We start from the raw sequence: 19544 nt of genomic DNA, 5'->3' as shown, positions 1-19544 counted from the left end.
CCATCATGGGACTGGTACGCGCGTAGTGAGTCCGAGCCCTCGGAAGGACCCCCTCTTGGCCGCCTCGCGCAACGCCTCGACCTCCAATACGAACAACGGCGCCAGCACCGCCCCGCTGCGCATCTCCTTTGCAAAAATCAAGGAGCCCCTCGAGGTTCCCAACCTTCTTGCGCTGCAGACCGAGAGCTTTGACTGGCTGCTCGGCAATGCCGCTTGGAAGGGTCGCGTCGAGGCCGCTCTCGAGAGCGGACAGGACGTCCCCACCAAGTCTGGTCTGGAAGAGATCTTCGAAGAGATCTCGCCGATCGAGGACTTCTCCGGGTCGATGTCGCTGACGTTCCGCGACCACCGGTTCGAGCCCCCCAAGAACTCGATCGACGAGTGCAAGGAGCGCGACTTCACGTTCGCGGCTCCCCTCTTCGTCACGGCCGAGTTCACCAACAACGAGACCGGCGAGATCAAGTCCCAGACGGTCTTCATGGGCGACTTCCCGCTCATGACCAACAAGGGCACCTTCGTCATCAACGGCACCGAGCGTGTCGTCGTGTCGCAGCTGGTCCGCTCGCCGGGTGTCTACTTCGACTCCTCCATCGACAAGACGTCCGACAAGGACATCTTCTCCTCCAAGATCATCCCGTCCCGGGGTGCGTGGCTGGAGATGGAGATCGACAAGCGCGACATGGTCGGTGTCCGCATCGACCGCAAGCGCAAGCAGTCCGTCACCGTCCTCCTCAAGGCTCTCGGTTGGACGACCGAGCAGATCCTGGAGGAGTTCGGCGAGTACGAGTCCATGCGCGCCACCCTGGAGAAGGACCACACCCAGGGCCAGGACGACGCGCTGCTCGACATCTACCGCAAGCTGCGCCCGGGCGAGCCGCCCACGCGTGAGGCCGCTCAGACGCTGCTCGAGAACCTCTACTTCAACCCGAAGCGCTACGACCTCGCGAAGGTCGGCCGCTACAAGGTGAACAAGAAGCTCGGCGCGGACGAGCCGCTGAACGCGGGTGTCCTCACCAGCAAGGACATCATCGCCACCATCAAGTACCTGGTCCGGCTGCACGCCGGCGAGGTCGAGACGGTAGGCGAGTCGGGCCGGAACATCGTCGTCGAGACCGACGACATCGACCACTTCGGCAACCGTCGTCTGCGTAACGTCGGCGAGCTCATCCAGAACCAGGTCCGCACGGGTCTGGCTCGTATGGAGCGCGTCGTGCGTGAGCGCATGACGACCCAGGACGTCGAGGCGATCACGCCGCAGACCCTGATCAACATCCGGCCGGTCGTCGCCTCCATCAAGGAGTTCTTCGGCACCAGCCAGCTGTCGCAGTTCATGGACCAGAACAACCCGCTGTCGGGTCTCACCCACAAGCGCCGTCTGTCGGCACTTGGCCCGGGTGGTCTCTCCCGTGAGCGGGCCGGCTTCGAGGTCCGTGACGTGCACCCGTCCCACTACGGACGCATGTGCCCGATCGAGACGCCCGAAGGCCCGAACATCGGTCTGATCGGTTCGCTCGCCTCGTACGGCCGCGTCAACGCGTTCGGCTTCGTCGAGACGCCGTACCGCAAGGTCGTCGAGGGCTTCGTCACGGACGACGTCGACTACCTGACGGCTGACGAAGAGGACCGCTTCGTCATCGCGCAGGCCAACGCCACGCTCTCCGAGGACATGCGCTTCGAAGAGTCCCGCGTGCTGGTCCGCCGCCGTGGCGGGGAGATCGACTACATCCCGGGCGACGACGTCGACTACATGGACGTCTCGCCGCGCCAGATGGTGTCGGTCGCGACCGCGATGATCCCGTTCCTCGAGCACGACGACGCGAACCGCGCGCTCATGGGCGCGAACATGATGCGTCAGGCCGTGCCGCTGATCACCTCGGAGGCGCCGCTCGTCGGCACCGGCATGGAGTACCGCTGCGCGGTCGACGCCGGTGACGTCATCAAGGCGGAGAAGGACGGTGTGGTCCAGGAGGTCTCCGCGGACTACATCACCGTCACCAACGACGACGGCACGTACAACACGTACCGCATCGCCAAGTTCTCCCGCTCCAACCAGGGCACCTCGGTCAACCAGAAGGTTGTCGTGGACGAGGGCTCGCGGGTCGTCGAGGGGCAGGTCCTCGCCGACGGTCCGGCCACCCAGCAGGGTGAGATGGCCCTCGGTAAGAACCTGCTCGTGGCGTTCATGCCGTGGGAGGGTCACAACTACGAGGACGCGATCATCCTGTCGCAGCGCCTCGTGCAGGACGACGTCCTCTCCTCGATCCACATCGAGGAGCACGAGGTCGACGCCCGTGACACCAAGCTCGGCCCGGAGGAGATCACCCGGGACATCCCGAACGTCTCCGAAGAGGTCCTCGCGGACCTCGACGAGCGCGGCATCATCCGTATCGGTGCCGAGGTCGTCGCCGGTGACATCCTCGTCGGCAAGGTCACTCCCAAGGGCGAGACCGAGCTGACGCCGGAAGAGCGCCTGCTGCGCGCGATCTTCGGTGAGAAGGCGCGCGAGGTGCGCGACACCTCACTGAAGGTGCCGCACGGCGAGGTCGGCAAGATCATCGGCGTCCGCGTCTTCGACCGCGAAGAGGGCGACGAGCTGCCGCCGGGCGTGAACCAGCTGGTTCGCGTGTACGTCGCGCAGAAGCGCAAGATCACCGATGGTGACAAGCTCGCCGGCCGCCACGGCAACAAGGGCGTCATCTCGAAGATCCTGCCGATCGAGGACATGCCGTTCATGGAGGACGGCACCCCGGTCGACATCATCCTCAACCCGCTGGGTGTCCCGTCCCGAATGAACCCGGGACAGGTCCTCGAAATCCACCTGGGCTGGCTCGCCAGTCAGGGCTGGAAGGTCGAGGGCAGCGAGGACTGGATGGAGCGCCTGAAGGTCATCGGTGCCGACGAGGTCGCCGCCGGCACCAACGTCGCCACCCCGGTCTTCGACGGCGCGCGCGAGGACGAGATCTCCGGTCTCTTCGAGTCCACGATCCCCAACCGCGACGGCAACCGGATGGTCCAGCCCTCGGGCAAGGCCAACCTGTTCGACGGCCGCTCCGGCGAGCCGTTCCCGGAACCGGTCTCGGTCGGGTACATGTACATCCTCAAGCTGCACCACCTGGTCGACGACAAGCTCCACGCCCGTTCGACCGGCCCGTACTCCATGATCACGCAGCAGCCGCTGGGTGGTAAGGCGCAGTTCGGTGGTCAGCGATTCGGTGAGATGGAGGTGTGGGCCCTTGAGGCTTACGGCGCCGCATACGCCCTCCAGGAGCTCCTGACGATCAAGTCCGACGACGTGACCGGCCGCGTGAAGGTCTACGAGGCCATCGTCAAGGGCGAGAACATCCCCGAGCCGGGCATTCCCGAGTCCTTCAAGGTGCTCATCAAGGAAATGCAGTCGCTCTGCCTCAACGTGGAGGTGCTGTCATCGGACGGCATGTCCATCGAGATGCGCGACACGGACGAGGACGTCTTCCGCGCAGCGGAGGAGCTCGGTATCGACCTGTCCCGGCGCGAGCCGAGCAGCGTCGAAGAGGTCTGACGGGCCTGGCCGGGACTCCACCTGTGGAGTCCCGGCCGCCCAGGACCGTTCAGACCATGTTTGACAATCGACCCTGAAAGAGGGATTGACGACAAGTGCTCGACGTCAACTTCTTCGACGAGCTGCGGATCGGCCTTGCCACCGCGGACCACATCCGGACCTGGTCGCACGGCGAAGTCAAGAAGCCGGAGACCATCAACTACCGCACGCTCAAGCCCGAGAAGGACGGACTCTTCTGCGAGAAGATCTTCGGTCCGACCCGGGACTGGGAGTGCTACTGCGGCAAGTACAAGCGTGTCCGCTTCAAGGGCATCATCTGCGAGCGCTGCGGCGTCGAGGTCACTCGCGCCAAGGTGCGTCGTGAGCGGATGGGCCACATCGAGCTTGCCGCTCCCGTTACCCACATCTGGTACTTCAAGGGCGTCCCCTCGCGCCTCGGCTACCTGCTGGACCTCGCGCCGAAGGACCTTGAGAAGGTCATCTACTTCGCCGCGTACATGATCACGTTCGTGGACGAGGAGCGCCGTACGCGCGACCTGCCCTCGCTGGAGGCGCATGTCTCCGTCGAGCGTCAGCAGGTCGAGAACCGCCGCGACTCCGACCTCGAAGCCCGCGCCAAGAAGCTTGAGACCGACCTGGCCGAGCTTGAGGCCGAGGGCGCCAAGGCCGACGTACGCCGCAAGGTGCGCGAAGGCGCCGAGCGTGAGATGAAGCAGCTGCGCGACCGTGCGCAGCGCGAGATCGACCGTCTCGACGAGGTGTGGAGCCGCTTCAAGAACCTCAAGGTCCAGGACCTCGAGGGCGACGAGCTGCTCTACCGCGAGCTGCGCGACCGTTTCGGTACGTACTTCGACGGCTCGATGGGCGCCGCTGCTCTGCAGAAGCGCCTGGAGACGTTCGACCTGAACGAAGAGGCCGAGCGGCTTCGCGAGATCATCCGTAGCGGCAAGGGCCAGAAGAAGACCCGTGCGCTCAAGCGCCTCAAGGTCGTCTCGGCGTTCCTGCAGACCAGCAACAGCCCCAAGGGCATGGTCCTGGACTGCGTCCCGGTCATCCCGCCGGACCTGCGTCCGATGGTGCAGCTGGACGGTGGCCGCTTCGCGACCTCCGACCTGAACGACCTGTACCGCCGTGTGATCAACCGCAACAACCGCCTCAAGCGTCTCCTTGACCTCGGTGCCCCCGAGATCATCGTGAACAACGAGAAGCGGATGCTGCAGGAGGCCGTCGACGCGCTGTTCGACAACGGCCGCCGCGGCCGCCCGGTCACCGGCCCCGGCAACCGCCCGCTGAAGTCCCTGAGCGACATGCTCAAGGGCAAGCAGGGCCGTTTCCGTCAGAACCTTCTCGGCAAGCGTGTGGACTACTCCGCGCGTTCCGTGATCGTCGTCGGCCCGCAGCTGAAGCTGCACCAGTGCGGCCTGCCCAAGGCCATGGCGCTGGAGCTCTTCAAGCCGTTCGTGATGAAGCGCCTGGTGGACCTGAACCACGCGCAGAACATCAAGTCGGCGAAGCGCATGGTCGAGCGCGGCCGCACGGTCGTCTACGACGTACTCGAAGAGGTCATCGCCGAGCACCCGGTTCTGCTGAACCGTGCGCCGACGCTGCACCGCCTCGGCATCCAGGCCTTCGAGCCGCAGCTGGTCGAGGGCAAGGCCATCCAGATCCACCCGCTCGTCTGCACCGCGTTCAACGCGGACTTCGACGGTGACCAGATGGCCGTGCACCTGCCGCTCTCCGCGGAGGCGCAGGCCGAGGCCCGCATCCTGATGCTGTCCTCGAACAACATCCTGAAGCCGGCCGACGGCCGCCCCGTCACCATGCCGACCCAGGACATGGTGCTCGGTCTCTTCTTCCTCACGACCGACGAGGAAGAGCGCAAGGTCATCGGTGAGGGCCGGTCCTTCGGCTCGACCGCCGAGGCGACCATGGCGTTCGACAACCGGGAGCTCTCGCTCCAGGCGAAGGTCGACATCCGCTTCCCGGTGGGCACCATCCCGCCGCGCGGCTGGACTCCGCCGGTCGCCGAGGCCGGGGACGACGTCGTCGGCGAGCGGGAGTACCAGCAGGGCGACACCTTCCGGCTGCGTACGACGCTGGGCCGCGCGCTCTTCAACGAGCTGCTGCCCGAGGACTACCCGTTCGTCGACTACTCGGTGGGCAAGAAGCAGCTCTCCGAGATCGTCAACGACCTGGCGGAGCGCTACCCCAAGGTGATCGTGGCGGCGACGCTCGACAACCTGAAGGCGGCCGGTTTCCACTGGGCGACTCGCTCGGGCGTCACCGTGGCCATCTCCGACGTCGTCGTGCCCGAGGCCAAGAAGGCCATCGTCAAGGGCTACGAGGCGCAGGACGAGAAGGTCCAGAAGCAGTACGAGCGCGGTCTCATCACCAAGGAAGAGCGCACTCAGGAGCTCATCGCGATCTGGACCAAGGCGACCAACGAGGTTGCCGAGGCGATGAACGCGAACTTCCCCAAGACGAACCCCATCTTCATGATGGTTGACTCGGGTGCCCGAGGAAACATGATGCAGATGCGTCAGATCGCCGGTATGCGTGGTCTGGTGTCGAACGCCAAGAACGAGACGATTCCGCGTCCCATCAAGGCGTCGTTCCGTGAGGGTCTGTCCGTGCTGGAGTACTTCATCTCCACCCACGGTGCCCGTAAGGGTCTCGCCGACACCGCCCTGCGTACCGCCGACTCGGGTTACCTGACCCGTCGTCTGGTGGACGTCTCGCAGGACGTGATCATCCGCGAGGAGGACTGCGGCACGGACCGCGGCCTCAAGCTGAAGATCGCGTCGAAGGGCGCCGACGGTGTCCTGCGCAAGACGGACGACGTCGAGACCAGCGTGTACGCACGCATGCTCGCCGAGGACGTCGTCATCGACGGCAAGGTCATCGCGCCGGCCAACGTCGACCTCGGTGACGTGCTCATCGACCAGCTGGTCATGCACGGCGTCGAGGAGGTCAAGACCCGTTCGGTCCTGACCTGCGAGTCCGCGGTCGGCACCTGTGCCTTCTGCTACGGACGTTCGCTCGCCACCGGCAAGCTGGTCGACATCGGTGAGGCGGTCGGCATCATCGCCGCCCAGTCCATCGGTGAGCCCGGCACCCAGCTGACGATGCGTACCTTCCACACCGGTGGTGTGGCCGGTGACGACATCACCCAGGGTCTGCCCCGTGTCGTCGAGCTCTTCGAGGCCCGTACGCCCAAGGGTGTCGCCCCGATCTCGGAGGCGCTCGGCCGCGTCCGTATCGAGGAGACCGAGAAGACCAAGAAGCTCGTCGTCACCCCGGACGACGGCAGCGAGGAGACGGCGTTCCCGATCTCCAAGCGTGCCCGTCTGCTCGTGGCCGACGGCGACCACGTCGAGGTGGGCCAGAAGCTCACCGTGGGTGCCACCAACCCGCACGACGTGCTGCGCATCCTTGGTCAGCGCGCGGTCCAGGTCCACCTGGTCGGCGAAGTCCAGAAGGTCTACAACAGCCAGGGCGTGTCGATCCACGACAAGCACATCGAGATCATCATCCGGCAGATGCTGCGCCGCGTGACGATCATCGAGTCGGGCGACGCCGAGCTGCTTCCGGGCGAGCTCGTCGAGCGCGGCCGCTTCGAGGGCGAGAACCGTCGTGTGGTCACGGAAGGCGGCCACCCGGCCTCCGGCCGTCCGCAGCTGATGGGTATCACCAAGGCCTCGCTGGCGACCGAGTCGTGGCTGTCGGCGGCGTCCTTCCAGGAGACGACCAGGGTTCTGACGGACGCGGCCATCAACGCCAAGTCCGACTCCCTGATCGGCCTCAAGGAGAACGTCATCATCGGTAAGCTCATCCCGGCCGGTACGGGCCTTGCCCGCTACCGCAACATCCGGGTGGAGCCCACCGAGGAGGCCAAGGCCGCGATGTACTCGGCCGTCGGCTACGACGACATCGACTACTCGCCGTTCGGCACCGGCTCCGGCCAGGCCGTCCCGCTGGAGGACTACGACTACGGTCCGTACAACCAGTAAGGCGCATGTCGCAACCGCAGGGCGGTCACCCCGTTTCGTACGGGGTGACCGCCCTGCGGCGTTTCCCCACCGGCGTCGCCTGTCTGGTGGAGAGCTGCCAGAGGGACAGGAACACGCCGGCCGCGGCGGTCACCGCGGCCAGGCTGGGGAGGGGCCAGCGGGCCCGTTCCAGTGTGTCGAGCCGTGTCTCGTGCTCCGCGAGCTGACGATCGCTCTGGTCACTGCGCGGTACCAGCAGCGCGAGCGAGCCGTCCACTCGGGCGAAACCCACCTCGACCGTGCCGCGCAGGCGTTCGAGTTCCAGTGCGACGGCGGCCGGGTCGCTGTGTGCGGGATCGCTCATTCGCGCGTCCGGTGTTCGTTGAGGAGAGCCATCAGCTGGGGGTCGGCGTCCGGGCCGGTGCGTAGAGACTTCGGGAGCATGCGCTGTACGGAGCCGAGCGCCATCACGCGGCTGAGGGCGCCGGCGGCGGCGACGGCGCCCGCCGCCCACGGCAGGCTCTCGGCGATGCCCGACGCGTCGACGCATCCCGCTCCCCAAGCTCAACGCCATGCCCCACAGCGGGACTTCAACCGCGGACGCTACGAGCCCCGCCCCCCAACCTCCAACCACCCCCGAACCCAGGCGAATCACCCCAACGAGGCACCCTCGAGAGACCCGCACCCAAACCGGATGCTCCGGGGGTGGTGCGAGTACTTCCACCCCGGCGTGTCGCATGACACCTTCCGATACCTCAGCCACTACACATGGCGGCGGGTCATCGGTTGGCTGCGGCGCAAACACCGCCGGATCACGTGGAAGGACCTACGCCGCCGCTACTGCGACGGCCAGTGGTGGCCCCGAGGTGCGGTGCTGGTGTTCACGCCAGTCCGTTTCCCCAGACCGCTCTCCGAACCAGCCGTGCGGTTCTCACCGCAACGGGCTCTCCACAAGTCCCGTCTGTGGGCTTCCGGTTTCCATCATCAGGCCGTCAGCCAGGGGCTCGGGATAGCTGTTCCCCGGTATCGGTAACGCGTGGCGCGTACCTTCTGGGGATCGAAAAGTTCCCGTTCCTCGCCTCGGGGCCACCATTGGCCTCGATTCTTCGGTGAGGTCTGGTCGTTGGGTGGCTGGGTAGTTCGCGCGGAATGTCCTCTGCTGCGTGAGGGTGGGCCGTCGCGTGTCGCTGCGGGGTGCGCCGGGTTCCACGGGCCCGGAGAGCGCGGGTTGTCCTCCTCTCGGTGTGCGTCGGTGCGGGGTGCGGTCGTCAGGTGACGGCCGCCAGATCGTTGATCCGTCTCCAGCTGGTCGTGAACGCCTCGGCCCAGGGCCAGGTTCGCTCGATGCGCAGGTGACGGCGGCGGGCGTGATGGGCGAGCCGGGCTGGTACGTGGTAGAGGCGGAAGCGCATCGTGTCCGGCTCGGCGTCGGCCAGGTCCGGCTGGTCGTGGAGGGTCAGGAGTCTCAGCCAGGCGTCGAGATCGGCGGCCAGGTTGCTGGTGAGCATCCAGCTCGAGCAGGTCCACGCCGTAGTGGCGGAGCAGATCCGAAGCGGGCGTACACCGTGCCGCCATCACCCGGCTGCTGCAGGGCCAGATCATGCCGGACCTGGAGACGACCCGTCGGCTCGCGCACGTGCTGAGGGTCCCGGTGCGGGAGATGCTGATCCGCTCCGGCCGGCTCTCCGAGGAGGACCTGCCGCTGTCAGAACTCCAGGACAGCTCGTCCGACACCGGGTCGTCGGCTCATCGGCTCACGCTGGAAGAGGCCGCTGCGGGTCTCGGCGTCCCTGCCGATCAGTGGGACAAGTTCATCAAGGTCGCAGGTCAGTTCCTGCCGACCGGGACGGACGTACGGCCCGAGCGGGCGACATCCGCGCGGGGCGGGTCCGTGGGCGGAGCCTCGGCCGTGAAGGACGCCAGAAAGGGCTGACCAACGCCCGGAGCTGACCGGCCAGTATGATTTTGGGGCCTGTCCCCGACTCATGCAGGCTGAATGCCATTCGAGGCGAGGATGGGACACGAAAGCGAGCCGTGCATGGTCGAGGGCGAAACGCGCGCCCGATCGGCGGGCGGCTCCCGGGGCGAGGACCCCCGGCACCGCCCGGCGTGCCGAAGGCACGCAGCGCCTCTCTTGGTCTGCCCGAACTAGCGGACGGCCTCCCGGCCCTCCCGGCAACCCTGGGCGAGTATCTGGAGCGGCACCCCCCGAGGATGTCGCTTTCCTCTTACGTACGGAGATGGACCGGCGCGAGCTCCTGGCGTACGCGAGCGGCTGGCGGGACGCCGCCGACCAGTACGAGCCCGCTCTTGAACAGGCGCGCCGCATAGCCCAGACCCGCAGGCTGAGACTCGTCGGCCGAACCCCCGGCCAGGCCGCCGTCATCCCCTTCCCCCAGGACTCGACCCCAGAGCCTCAGGCGCAGTCGGCCGACTCGGGGTCGGAGGAACCGGCGCTCGCGCCGGAGTCTGGAAGCGCGAGTGTGACGCGCGGCCGCGACGGCGCCGCCGGTTCGCCGGGTACGGCCGACCCGCCCGCATCGGCGGGCACCGGACTGGTGGCGAAGAACCGGAACTCCAGGGCGCCGGCCATCCCCCGCTTGGCCATGCACCGGCCCGGCCGCCGCGATCGCCCCTGATGAGGCGGCAGCGGCGGCCCGGTGGTGGGCGTGGGCACTTGTTTTGACCGGAGTCGGTGAGGTAGGTACAGTCAAACCTTGTGCCTGGGGTGTGTCTGGGCTCCCGTGCGTGCTTATGTCCGTTCGGTGAGAGCCAGGCAACAACACACCGCAACCTGCGTCTTCTCCGCTTTCGCGGAGGCGTCCAGTGTTCGACACACCCGACCGCGTGGGTCGGAGGTGTTCCAGGTTAGTTTCACAGTGATCGGCACACAGAAACCGGAGAAGTAGTGCCTACGATCCAGCAGCTGGTCCGCAAGGGCCGACAGGACAAGGTCGAGAAGAACAAGACGCCCGCACTTGAGGGTTCCCCTCAGCGTCGCGGCGTCTGCACGCGTGTGTTCACGACCACCCCGAAGAAGCCGAACTCGGCCCTGCGTAAGGTCGCGCGTGTGCGTCTGACCAGCGGGATCGAAGTCACTGCTTACATCCCGGGTGAGGGACACAACCTGCAGGAGCACTCGATCGTGCTCGTGCGCGGTGGCCGTGTGAAGGACCTGCCGGGTGTTCGTTACAAGATCATCCGCGGTTCGCTCGACACCCAGGGTGTCAAGAACCGCAAGCAGGCCCGCAGCCGCTACGGCGCCAAGAAGGAGAAGTAAGAATGCCTCGTAAGGGCCCCGCCCCGAAGCGCCCGGTCATCATTGACCCGGTCTACAGCTCTCCTCTTGTGACGTCGCTGATCAACAAGATTCTGCTTGACGGCAAGCGTTCCACCGCCGAGCGCATCGTCTACGGCGCCATGGAAGGCCTCCGCGAGAAGACCGGCAACGACCCGGTCATCACGCTGAAGCGCGCGCTTGAGAACGTCAAGCCCTCGCTCGAGGTCAAGTCCCGCCGTGTCGGTGGCGCGACGTACCAGGTGCCGATCGAGGTCAAGCCCGGTCGCGCTGGCACCCTCGCGCTGCGCTGGGTCGTTGGTTACTCCCGCGCCCGCCGTGAGAAGACCATGACCGAGCGCCTCATGAACGAGCTGCTCGACGCCTCGAACGGTCTTGGTGCTGCCGTCAAGAAGCGTGAGGACACCCACAAGATGGCCGAGTCCAACAAGGCCTTCGCGCACTACCGCTGGTAGTCGCTTTCCCCATCGAGACCGAGAGAAGATTGAGCCTTATGGCCACCACTTCGCTTGACCTGGCCAAGGTCCGCAACATTGGGATCATGGCCCACATCGACGCGGGCAAGACGACGACCACCGAGCGGATCCTCTTCTACACCGGTGTGAGCTACAAGATCGGTGAAGTCCACGACGGCGCTGCCACGATGGACTGGATGGAGCAGGAGCAGGAGCGCGGCATCACGATCACGTCTGCCGCGACGACCTGCCACTGGCCGCTCAATGAGGTTGATCACACGATCAACATCATCGACACCCCGGGTCACGTCGACTTCACCGTCGAGGTGGAGCGTTCGCTCCGCGTCCTCGACGGCGCTGTCACCGTGTTCGACGGCGTCGCGGGCGTCGAGCCCCAGTCCGAGACCGTCTGGCGTCAGGCGGACCGCTACGGCGTGCCGCGTATCTGCTTCGTCAACAAGCTCGACCGTACGGGCGCCGAGTTCCACCGCTGCGTCGACATGATCGTCGACCGCCTCGGTGCGGTTCCGCTGGTCATGCAGCTCCCGATCGGCGCCGAGGGCGACTTCAAGGGCGTCGTCGACCTCGTGACGATGAAGGCCTTTGTCTGGTCCGCCGAGGCGACCAAGGGCGAGATGTACGACGTCGTCGACATCCCGGACACCCACACCGAGGCTGCCGACGAATGGCGCGGCAAGCTCCTTGAGGCTGTTTCGGAGCATGACGACGCGATGATGGAGCTGTACCTCGAGGGCGAGGAGCCCACCGAGGACCAGCTGCACGCCGCGATCCGTCGCATCACCCTGGCCTCCAAGGGCAGCGCCGACTCGGTCACCGTCTCCCCGGTGTTCTGCGGTACGGCGTTCAAGAACAAGGGCGTCCAGCCCCTGCTCGACGCCGTTGTGCGCTACCTGCCTTCTCCCCTGGACGTCGAGGCCATTGAGGGCCACGACGTCAAGGACCCGGAGACGGTCGTCAAGCGCCTGCCGTCCGACGACGAGCCGTTCTCCGGTCTTGCTTTCAAGATCGCGAGTGACCCGCACCTCGGCAAGCTCACCTTCGTCCGGATCTACTCCGGTCGCCTTGAGGCCGGCACCGCGGTGCTGAACTCGGTCAAGGGCAAGAAGGAGCGCATCGGCAAGATCTACCGGATGCACGCGAACAAGCGTGAGGAGATCCCCTCGGTGGGTGCCGGTGACATCGTCGCCGTCATGGGTCTGAAGCAGACCACCACCGGTGAGACGTTGTGCGACGACAAGAAGCCGGTCATCCTGGAGTCCATGGACTTCCCGGCGCCGGTCATTCAGGTCGCCATCGAGCCCAAGTCCAAGGGTGACCAGGAGAAGCTGGGTGTCGCCATCCAGCGCCTCTCGGAGGAGGACCCCTCCTTCCAGGTGCACTCCGACGAGGAGACCGGCCAGACCATCATCGGTGGTATGGGCGAGCTTCACCTCGAGGTGCTTGTCGACCGCATGAGGCGCGAGTTCCGCGTCGAGGCGAACGTCGGCAAGCCGCAGGTCGCGTACCGCGAGACGATCCGCAAGACCGTCGAGCGTATCGACTACACGCACAAGAAGCAGACTGGTGGTACCGGCCAGTTCGCGAAGGTGCAGATCGCGATGGAGCCCATCGAGGGCGGCGACGCGTCGTACGAGTTCGTCAACAAGGTCACCGGTGGCCGCATCCCCCGGGAGTACATCCCGTCGGTGGACGCGGGTGCGCAGGAAGCCATGCAGTTCGGCATCCTGGCCGGCTACGAGATGGTCGGCGTCCGCGTCACCCTTCTCGACGGTGGTTACCACGAGGTCGACTCGTCCGAGCTCGCCTTCAAGATCGCCGGTTCGCAGGCGTTCAAGGAGGGTGCCCGCAAGGCCTCTCCGGTTCTCCTCGAGCCGATGATGGCCGTCGAGGTCACCACGCCCGAGGACTACATGGGCGATGTCATCGGCGACCTCAACTCCCGCCGTGGCCAGATCCAGGCCATGGAGGAGCGCAGCGGCGCTCGCGTCGTGAAGGGCCTCGTGCCCCTCTCGGAGATGTTCGGCTACGTCGGAGACCTCCGCAGCAAGACCTCGGGTCGCGCAAGCTACTCGATGCAGTTCGACTCCTACGCCGAGGTTCCGCGGAACGTCGCCGAGGAGATCATCGCGAAGGCCAAGGGCGAGTAGCTCCCCCGAGTTGACGCTTTAGGCTTGACCCGACCGCCGGGGGTTTCCCCGCGACCCGTGGGGGAAACCCCGGCGGTCGGCACCCCAGCAAAGATCACCTGGCGCCGATGAAGCAAGGCGTACAGAACCACTCCGCAGGAGGACCAAGTGGCGAAGGCAAAGTTCGAGCGGACTAAGCCGCACGTCAACATCGGCACCATCGGTCACATTGACCACGGTAAGACGACCCTTACGGCCGCCATTACCAAGGTGCTGCACGACGCGTTCCCCGACCTGAACGAGGCCTCGGCCTTCGATCAGATCGACAAGGCTCCCGAGGAGCGCCAGCGCGGTATCACGATCTCGATCGCGCACGTCGAGTACCAGACGGAGTCGCGTCACTACGCGCACGTCGACTGCCCCGGGCACGCGGACTACATCAAGAACATGATCACGGGTGCGGCGCAGATGGACGGCGCCATCCTCGTGGTCGCCGCCACCGACGGCCCGATGCCGCAGACCAAGGAGCACGTGCTCCTGGCCCGCCAGGTCGGCGTCCCCTACATCGTTGTCGCGCTGAACAAGGCCGACATGGTGGACGACGAGGAGATCCTGGAGCTCGTCGAGCTCGAGGTTCGCGAGCTCCTCTCCGAGTACGAGTTCCCGGGCGACGACCTTCCGGTCGTCAAGGTCTCGGCGCTCAAGGCTCTTGAGGGCGACAAGGAGTGGGGCCAGACCGTCCTCGACCTGATGAAGGCCGTCGACGAGTCGGTCCCGCAGCCCGAGCGCGACGTCGACAAGCCGTTCCTGATGCCGATCGAGGACGTCTTCACGATCACCGGTCGTGGCACGGTCGTCACCGGTCGTATCGAGCGCGGCATCCTCAAGGTCAACGAGACTGTTGACATCGTGGGCATCAAGGAGACCAAGACCACCACCACGGTCACGGGCATCGAGATGTTCCGCAAGCTGCTCGACGAGGGCCAGGCCGGTGAGAACGTCGGTCTGCTCCTGCGTGGCATCAAGCGCGAGGACGTCGAGCGCGGCCAGGTCATCATCAAGCCCGGTTCGGTCACGCCGCACACCGAGTTCGAGGCCCAGGCCTACATCCTGTCGAAGGACGAGGGTGGTCGTCACACCCCCTTCTTCAACAACTACCGCCCGCAGTTCTACTTCCGTACCACGGACGTAACGGGCGTCGTGACCCTCCCCGAGGGCACCGAGATGGTCATGCCGGGTGACAACACCATCATGACCGTCAACCTGATCCAGCCGGTCGCCATGGAGGAGGGCCTCAAGTTCGCCATCCGTGAGGGTGGCCGGACTGTGGGCGCCGGCCAGGTCACCAAGATCACCAAGTAGTTCGGTGGTTTGACCTGGTAGCTCCTGCCGAGCTGATCGCAGAGCACCAAGAAGGGCCCCGGCCCGCCGTTCGCGGCGGTGCCGGGGCCCTTTCTGCTGTGGCGGACAGCCCCTGCGCGGATAGCCCCTGCGCGGACAGTCCCTGCGCGAACAGCCGTGCGCCGGCCGACGCACGCGGACAGCTCTGCCCTGCGCCGACAGTTCTGCTACGAGCGGACTCCGCCGGGGTCCCGGCGGATTCGGCCCCCTGCATGACGAAGTCCAGGCCTCCCATGACGGCGATGTCGTCGAACGGGTCACCCGGTACGGCGACCAGGTCGGCGGTGGCGCCGGGTGCGATGTGGCCCAGGTCGGGCCTGGCCACCAGATCGGCCGCGTCCCTGGTAGCGGCGCGCAGAGCCGCCCGGGGGGTGAAACCGTTCTCCACCATCGTCAGGAACTCCCGCCAGCCCTCGGCGTGCGGAAACATTCCCGCGTCCGTCCCGAAAGCGACGCGCGCACCGGACACGGCCGGCAGGTGGTCACCCAGTTCGAGTGCCATACATAGCGGTCAGCGCCATCCGGACGGCCTTGTCCTCGGCCTGCTGGGCGTCCTTGCCGGAGGAGTCGGCTTCGTGCACCTCCGCGACGCAGCCCACGCCGCCGGCCTCCGGCACGGCGATGCCGACGGCTGCCGCGATCCGGGCGCCCGGCTGGTCGGTCTCCGCCAGTGCCTGGATGGCGAACAGGATCTGGCCGTCCTGCAGCAGCTTCCCTCCCTCGTCGCGGGAGAGCAGGGTGTAGCCGGGCGGGACCCGGCTGGAGACCTGGACGCGGTTGACGTGCCCCAGGCCGGCCTCCATGTACATCAGGTCGTGGGCCTGCAGTTTTCGAACCGGTGGCGGCCCGTGCCGGTGGTGAAGTACATACGGGTGGGCAGCAGGGCGGGACCGGACAAGGGGGTGGCAGTCACAGCGGGGGTCCTCTCTGGTGGTGAGATCAACCCTCAAGAACAGCGCCCCATGAACTGCGCCCCTCGAAAACTCAGGGCCGCCAGGTCCAGGGCAGGGCGTCCGGACCGAGCCCCACGACCACGGGGCCGTCCGAGGTGAGGTGCACGGTGGCGCCCTCCAGGGACGCCGAGGCCCCCCTGCGCCGTATCAGCCGCCCACCGGTCAGCAGCTGGACCCGGCCCCTGCGGTCGCGGCCCAGCAGGACGGGGCCGCTCGGCGCGGACGCGGCTCCCACCGCGCCGTAACCGTTGAAGCGCAGCCGCGCCGGGCTGCGGCCGCCCACCCGGGCGGTCGTCAGGCGGGCCGTGGCGGGGCGGCGGTACACCAGGTCGATCCCGCCGTCCGGCGCGGGGATCGCCGTGGGGGCGCCGCCAGGGGTGGGCAGTCCGGTGCCGGGGCGGGGGCCCACGGGCGCGCCGGGAGCGTCCTGTGCCCAGTGGTGCACGGTCGCCCGGCCCGCCGCGAAGACATGGACCCGGCCCCTGCCGTCGAGAATCGTGCTCAGGCCGTCCTGGATCTCGCCGCCGCCGAGGTCGCGCCACGCGTCCCAGCGGCCGGCGCCGCTCCGCACGCGCGTACTGATGCCGCGGTCCGCGTTCCGTACGAAGAGATGGACCCGGCCGTCCGGGTCCGCCACCGCCACCGGTGAGCCGATGCGCCGGCCCCGGTCGTCCCGCTTCTCCGGGTTCCCGAGGCCCCTCCAGGCGCCGAACTCCCCACCGGGCGTGCGCTGTTCGAGCAGCACTATCTCGCGCGCGTCGGCGCCGCCGCGGCCGGTCAGCGCGGCGAAGCGCAGCCCGAAGAGGAGCTGCCGGCCGTCGCCCAGCGTCGCCGCGCCGAGCGCCGGTGCGAGCGGTCCGCCGCCGAGATCGTCCGGCGAGCCCCACATACCGCTCCCGGGAGCCGTCTCGTGTCGGCGGGCGACCCGCAGGCCCAGCACGCTGAACACCGTGAGCCGTCCGTCGGGGTCCGTGGCGACGACCTGGCGGGCGCCCGGGTAGCGGTAGTGGGTGGAACGGACCCAGCCCTTGCGGTTGGTGAGGGGACGGCCGCGGCCGACGTTGTAGTCGCCGCAGCCCGCCGCGTTCCCGCAGGCCCAGTCCGGGCTGCCGCCGTACGGGAGGAGGTGCTCGGCCTTCTCCCCGAGTACGTCGGCGGGGAGGTTCTTCGGCCAGTGCCGGTTGTAGTAGCCGCGGTACGCCGTCGTGACGAACGGCGGTACGCCGCCGCCGCCGCTGGTGGCGGCGGCCACCCACCGGATCATCGCGGCCCAGGCGAAGGAGGCGGCCGCGGTGTGGTCCGCGTGGTCGGAATAGCCGGGCTGCTCGCTGTCGCGGCGCCGGGTCGCCTCGTCGCTGTGCTGGATGTCGGGGTCCGGGTCGAGGGTGTGCACGGCCGTGGGACGGTAGCGCTCCAGCAGCCCCGCGAGTACGTCGACGAGCCCGTCGTGGTCGTACGAACCAGCCTTCTGCAGCGGCGAGTCGGCCGCCACCACGGTCCGCAGCGAGAGTCCCCTGGCGGCCCACAGGCTGGGCAGCCCCAGTCGGCCCCGCGTGGTGTGCATCGCCAGGTTGAGGAAGACCAGCTCGACTCTGCGGGCGCCGTGGGTGAGTGTGTTGAGCTCGGCCCTGCGGCCCCCGCCGAGGGTGGTGACGGACTTCTGCCAGCGGGCGAAGCGGGGGAGGCCGAGCAGGGCGGCGTACGCCTGGCGCAGTCCCTGGTGGCGGGCGGAGGAGTACGCCGCCGGGTCGGCGGGCTGGGGGCCCGCGCCGGGTATGCGGTTGACGCCGTTCGCCTCGCCGGCGGTCACGTACACGCAGACCAGGGGGACACCGGCGTCCAGCGTGCGCTGCGCGTCCGGGTTCATGAAGTACAGGTCGTCGTCGGGGTGCGCCAGGATCTGCATCAGCAGCGCCCGGCGGGAGCGGGCGATCCGCTGGCCGGGCAGCGGATCGGAGACAGGGCCCGTGCGGCGCGGAGTGTCGGGCACCGAGCACGAGCTGACCGCGAGCCCGGCGGCGACGGCGGCGGCCGAGGCGATCAGTGCGCGCCTGCCGAGCCCCAACCGGAAGCCCTCGGAAACGGCGTTCCGCGCACGGCGCGCGGGCAGGCTTTCGCCGTCGTTCGTGCTGGTCAAGGTCCGCTCCGTCCGCTTCCCCCGCAGCGGTCCGTGTCGGCGCCGCGTTCATTCCCCGTAGATCACTCAAGCCGGCGGACCCGCTCACGATCGGGGCCGCGGTCAACTAGACGGAGGATCGCCTCACGAGGTTGCCCGCCCACCCGCCGACTTGATCTGCGCGCCGCGTGCGCGCCGCGTGCGCGCCGCGTGCGCGCCGCGGCGTCGCACGCGACCGATTTGAAGGTCACGCGGTCACCGGATTCACGGGTCGGCAGGTGTACGACGCAGACTGACGCGGGCGGCGCTGAGCAGCGGGGCCGCCGGGTCGCGCGGTATCCGACTCGGGGCGTCAGCGGCCGTAGTGGTATCGGCAGGCCGCGATGCGGATCTCGTCCTCGACCAGTTTGTAGACGAGCCGGTGCTCGTCGGTTCCCAGGGTGCACCTGGCGACACATTCCACTGACTGGCGGGTATCCGAGGTGACCGGCTGCGCTCCACTCTCTGTCCTCGAAGAGTGCCTCCCGCACTGCAAGGTGACGTCCGTCCTGGAGCCTTGCAGCACATGGATGGCCGGATCTGACAGAACCTCGTCATTGCAGCCACCGCTGTGGGGCGAAATGATCAGCACATGCCCGCACCGCACAAAGTCGTCATCGTCGCCTTCCCAGGTGTCGAACTGCTCGACGTCACCGGCCCGGCCGAGGTGTTCTCGGTCGCTACACGGGTCGCCGGCACCGTCCGCCCCGGCTATCTCGTCCAGATCGCGACAGCCGACGGCGGACCGGTGGCCACCTCCAGCGGTGTCCGGCTGCTGGCTGATCTGGCCCTCGACGAGCTGCACGGCCGGGTCGACACCCTGCTCGTGGCGGGCGCGGTCAACCTGGTCGGCGACGGCGTGGAGCCGGTGATCGACAGCATGGTCACCAACTGGCTGCGGGAAGCGGCGCCCCAGGCGCACAGGATCGGGTCGATCTGCGCGGGAGCGCACCTGCTGGCCGCAGCGGGCCTGCTGGACGGCCTGTCCGCCACGACCCACTGGCTCACCGCCGCACGGCTTGCCGCCGACCACCCGCAGGTCACCGTCGATCCGGACCCGATCTTCATCCGATCCGGGAGCGTGTGGACCTGTGCCGGTGTCACCTCGGGGATGGACATGGCGCTGGCCATGGTCGCCGAGGACCACGGCCAGGCCCTCGCCCTGGACACCGCCCGAATGATGGTCATGTACGTCAAGCGTTCCGGCGGGCAGAGCCAATTCAGCGTTCTGCTCTCCGCTCCAGCCACGTCGGGCGACCGGATCGACGACCTGCGCGTGTGGATCGCCGACCACCTCACCGAAGACCTCACCGCCGAAACGCTGGCCGCACGGCTGCACCTGAGCGTGCGCCACTTCTCCCGGATCTTCCGCCTGCGCACCGCCGGCACGCCGGCCGCCTACGTGGAATCCGCCCGCCTCGAATCCGCCCGCCGCCTGCTGGAGGAGAGCGACCAGAGCCTGCCGGAGATCGCCGCGGCCAGCGGCCTCGGCTCGGTGGAGACCTTGCACCGCTCCTTCCAGCGCCGACTGGGGACCACTCCCGCCGAATACCGGCGCCGATTCCGCTAATCCCGACCCGCCCGCACACCATCCACCGGTAGCCCGGC

At 67.7% G+C, this 19544-nt stretch carries 16 protein-coding genes; 10 read left to right on the top strand and 6 right to left on the bottom strand.

All coding sequences use genetic code 11. The annotated features are described in order from the left end of the window. Positions 1-55: 55 nt before the first annotated feature. Positions 56-3538, top strand: a complete 3483-nt coding sequence (gene rpoB, locus ACU6WZ_RS10990) for a DNA-directed RNA polymerase subunit beta (RefSeq protein WP_447032983.1) — start codon at positions 56-58, stop codon at positions 3536-3538. Positions 3539-3633: 95 nt separating this feature from the next. Then, on the top strand, positions 3634-7548 hold the full coding sequence (locus tag ACU6WZ_RS10985) for a DNA-directed RNA polymerase subunit beta' (protein WP_447032982.1): 3915 nt from the start codon (positions 3634-3636) through the stop codon (positions 7546-7548). Positions 7549-7573: 25 nt separating this feature from the next. Here the strand turns inward: ACU6WZ_RS10985 and ACU6WZ_RS10980 are convergent, their stop codons facing one another. Further along, positions 7574-7891 (bottom strand): hypothetical protein, encoded by a 318-nt coding sequence (locus ACU6WZ_RS10980; protein WP_447032980.1) that lies wholly within the window; start codon positions 7889-7891, stop codon positions 7574-7576. A 78-nt stretch (positions 7892-7969) separates the two neighbouring features. On the opposite strand from ACU6WZ_RS10980, the gene ACU6WZ_RS10975 reads away from it, so the two are divergent. Continuing rightward, positions 7970-8560 carry a group II intron maturase-specific domain-containing protein gene (locus ACU6WZ_RS10975; RefSeq protein ID WP_447032979.1) on the top strand — a complete coding sequence of 197 codons (591 nt, stop codon included), beginning with the start codon at positions 7970-7972 and terminating at the stop codon, positions 8558-8560. A gap of 235 nt (positions 8561-8795) precedes the next feature. Here the strand turns inward: ACU6WZ_RS10975 and ACU6WZ_RS10970 are convergent, their stop codons facing one another. Beyond that, the gene (locus ACU6WZ_RS10970) at positions 8796-9035 is read right to left on the bottom strand and encodes a transposase (RefSeq protein ID WP_447032978.1); all 240 of its coding nucleotides are present in this window, start codon (positions 9033-9035) and stop codon (positions 8796-8798) included. 92 nt (positions 9036-9127) lie between these two features. Here ACU6WZ_RS10970 and ACU6WZ_RS10965 point away from each other — a divergent pair, with 92 nt between their 5' ends. The 6 genes from ACU6WZ_RS10965 to tuf all read left to right on the top strand — a co-directional run bounded on the left by ACU6WZ_RS10965 (position 9128) and on the right by tuf (position 14789). Then, a complete protein-coding gene (locus tag ACU6WZ_RS10965; protein ID WP_447032977.1) occupies positions 9128-9460 on the top strand; it encodes a hypothetical protein in 333 nt (110 codons plus the stop codon). A gap of 307 nt (positions 9461-9767) precedes the next feature. After that, positions 9768-10166 (top strand): hypothetical protein, encoded by a 399-nt coding sequence (locus ACU6WZ_RS10960; protein WP_447032976.1) that lies wholly within the window; start codon positions 9768-9770, stop codon positions 10164-10166. Positions 10167-10435: 269 nt separating this feature from the next. Beyond that, positions 10436-10807: a 30S ribosomal protein S12 gene (gene rpsL / locus ACU6WZ_RS10955; protein ID WP_003948652.1), complete on the top strand. Its 372-nt coding sequence runs from the start codon at positions 10436-10438 to the stop codon at positions 10805-10807. A gap of 2 nt (positions 10808-10809) precedes the next feature. Beyond that, positions 10810-11280: a 30S ribosomal protein S7 gene (rpsG, locus tag ACU6WZ_RS10950; protein ID WP_447032975.1), complete on the top strand. Its 471-nt coding sequence runs from the start codon at positions 10810-10812 to the stop codon at positions 11278-11280. Positions 11281-11318: 38 nt separating this feature from the next. Continuing rightward, complete coding sequence (fusA, locus tag ACU6WZ_RS10945; RefSeq protein ID WP_447032974.1) at positions 11319-13448, top strand: elongation factor G; 2130 nt, start codon at positions 11319-11321, stop codon at positions 13446-13448. Positions 13449-13595: 147 nt separating this feature from the next. Then, positions 13596-14789 carry an elongation factor Tu gene (gene tuf / locus ACU6WZ_RS10940; protein ID WP_447032973.1) on the top strand — a complete coding sequence of 398 codons (1194 nt, stop codon included), beginning with the start codon at positions 13596-13598 and terminating at the stop codon, positions 14787-14789. On the opposite strand, the gene ACU6WZ_RS10935 is transcribed toward tuf, so the two are convergent. The 4 genes from ACU6WZ_RS10935 to ACU6WZ_RS10920 all read right to left on the bottom strand — a co-directional run bounded on the left by ACU6WZ_RS10935 (position 14779) and on the right by ACU6WZ_RS10920 (position 18360). Next, positions 14779-15330: an amidohydrolase family protein gene (locus ACU6WZ_RS10935; protein WP_447032972.1), complete on the bottom strand. Its 552-nt coding sequence runs from the start codon at positions 15328-15330 to the stop codon at positions 14779-14781. The two genes, tuf and ACU6WZ_RS10935, sit on opposite strands and share 11 nt — an antisense overlap. Continuing rightward, positions 15311-15631 carry a pyruvoyl-dependent arginine decarboxylase gene (locus tag ACU6WZ_RS10930; RefSeq protein WP_447032971.1) on the bottom strand — a complete coding sequence of 107 codons (321 nt, stop codon included), beginning with the start codon at positions 15629-15631 and terminating at the stop codon, positions 15311-15313. Before ACU6WZ_RS10930 ends, ACU6WZ_RS10935 begins: the two co-directional genes overlap by 20 nt. A gap of 181 nt (positions 15632-15812) precedes the next feature. After that, the gene (locus tag ACU6WZ_RS10925; RefSeq protein ID WP_447033991.1) at positions 15813-17891 is read right to left on the bottom strand and encodes a PIG-L family deacetylase; all 2079 of its coding nucleotides are present in this window, start codon (positions 17889-17891) and stop codon (positions 15813-15815) included. A 358-nt stretch (positions 17892-18249) separates the two neighbouring features. Next, positions 18250-18360, bottom strand: a complete 111-nt coding sequence (locus tag ACU6WZ_RS10920; protein WP_447032970.1) for a type II toxin-antitoxin system YoeB family toxin — start codon at positions 18358-18360, stop codon at positions 18250-18252. A gap of 168 nt (positions 18361-18528) precedes the next feature. Here ACU6WZ_RS10920 and ACU6WZ_RS10915 point away from each other — a divergent pair, with 168 nt between their 5' ends. Beyond that, entirely contained in the window at positions 18529-19506 is a 978-nt protein-coding gene (locus ACU6WZ_RS10915) for a GlxA family transcriptional regulator (protein ID WP_447032969.1), read from the top strand. Positions 19507-19544 lie beyond the last annotated feature (38 nt).

Source organism: Streptomyces hypolithicus (genome assembly GCF_052934925.1).
This window is presented reverse-complemented; position numbering and strand designations above follow the sequence as displayed.

What these genes read in the sequence shown, in the direction of transcription:
- ACU6WZ_RS10980 (WP_447032980.1), bottom strand. Translation starts at nt 7,891, where the DNA reads ATGAGCGATCCCGCACACAGCGACCCGGCCGCCGTCGCACTGGAACTC.
- ACU6WZ_RS10915 (WP_447032969.1), top strand. Translation starts at nt 18,529, where the DNA reads ATGCCCGCACCGCACAAAGTCGTCATCGTCGCCTTCCCAGGTGTCGAA.
- fusA (WP_447032974.1), top strand. Translation starts at nt 11,319, where the DNA reads ATGGCCACCACTTCGCTTGACCTGGCCAAGGTCCGCAACATTGGGATC.
- rpsG (WP_447032975.1), top strand. Translation starts at nt 10,810, where the DNA reads ATGCCTCGTAAGGGCCCCGCCCCGAAGCGCCCGGTCATCATTGACCCG.
- ACU6WZ_RS10960 (WP_447032976.1), top strand. Translation starts at nt 9,768, where the DNA reads ATGGACCGGCGCGAGCTCCTGGCGTACGCGAGCGGCTGGCGGGACGCC.
- ACU6WZ_RS10975 (WP_447032979.1), top strand. Translation starts at nt 7,970, where the DNA reads ATGCGCTGTACGGAGCCGAGCGCCATCACGCGGCTGAGGGCGCCGGCG.
- ACU6WZ_RS10930 (WP_447032971.1), bottom strand. Translation starts at nt 15,631, where the DNA reads ATGGAGGCCGGCCTGGGGCACGTCAACCGCGTCCAGGTCTCCAGCCGG.
- ACU6WZ_RS10965 (WP_447032977.1), top strand. Translation starts at nt 9,128, where the DNA reads ATGCCGGACCTGGAGACGACCCGTCGGCTCGCGCACGTGCTGAGGGTC.
- ACU6WZ_RS10970 (WP_447032978.1), bottom strand. Translation starts at nt 9,035, where the DNA reads ATGCTCACCAGCAACCTGGCCGCCGATCTCGACGCCTGGCTGAGACTC.
- ACU6WZ_RS10935 (WP_447032972.1), bottom strand. Translation starts at nt 15,330, where the DNA reads ATGGCACTCGAACTGGGTGACCACCTGCCGGCCGTGTCCGGTGCGCGC.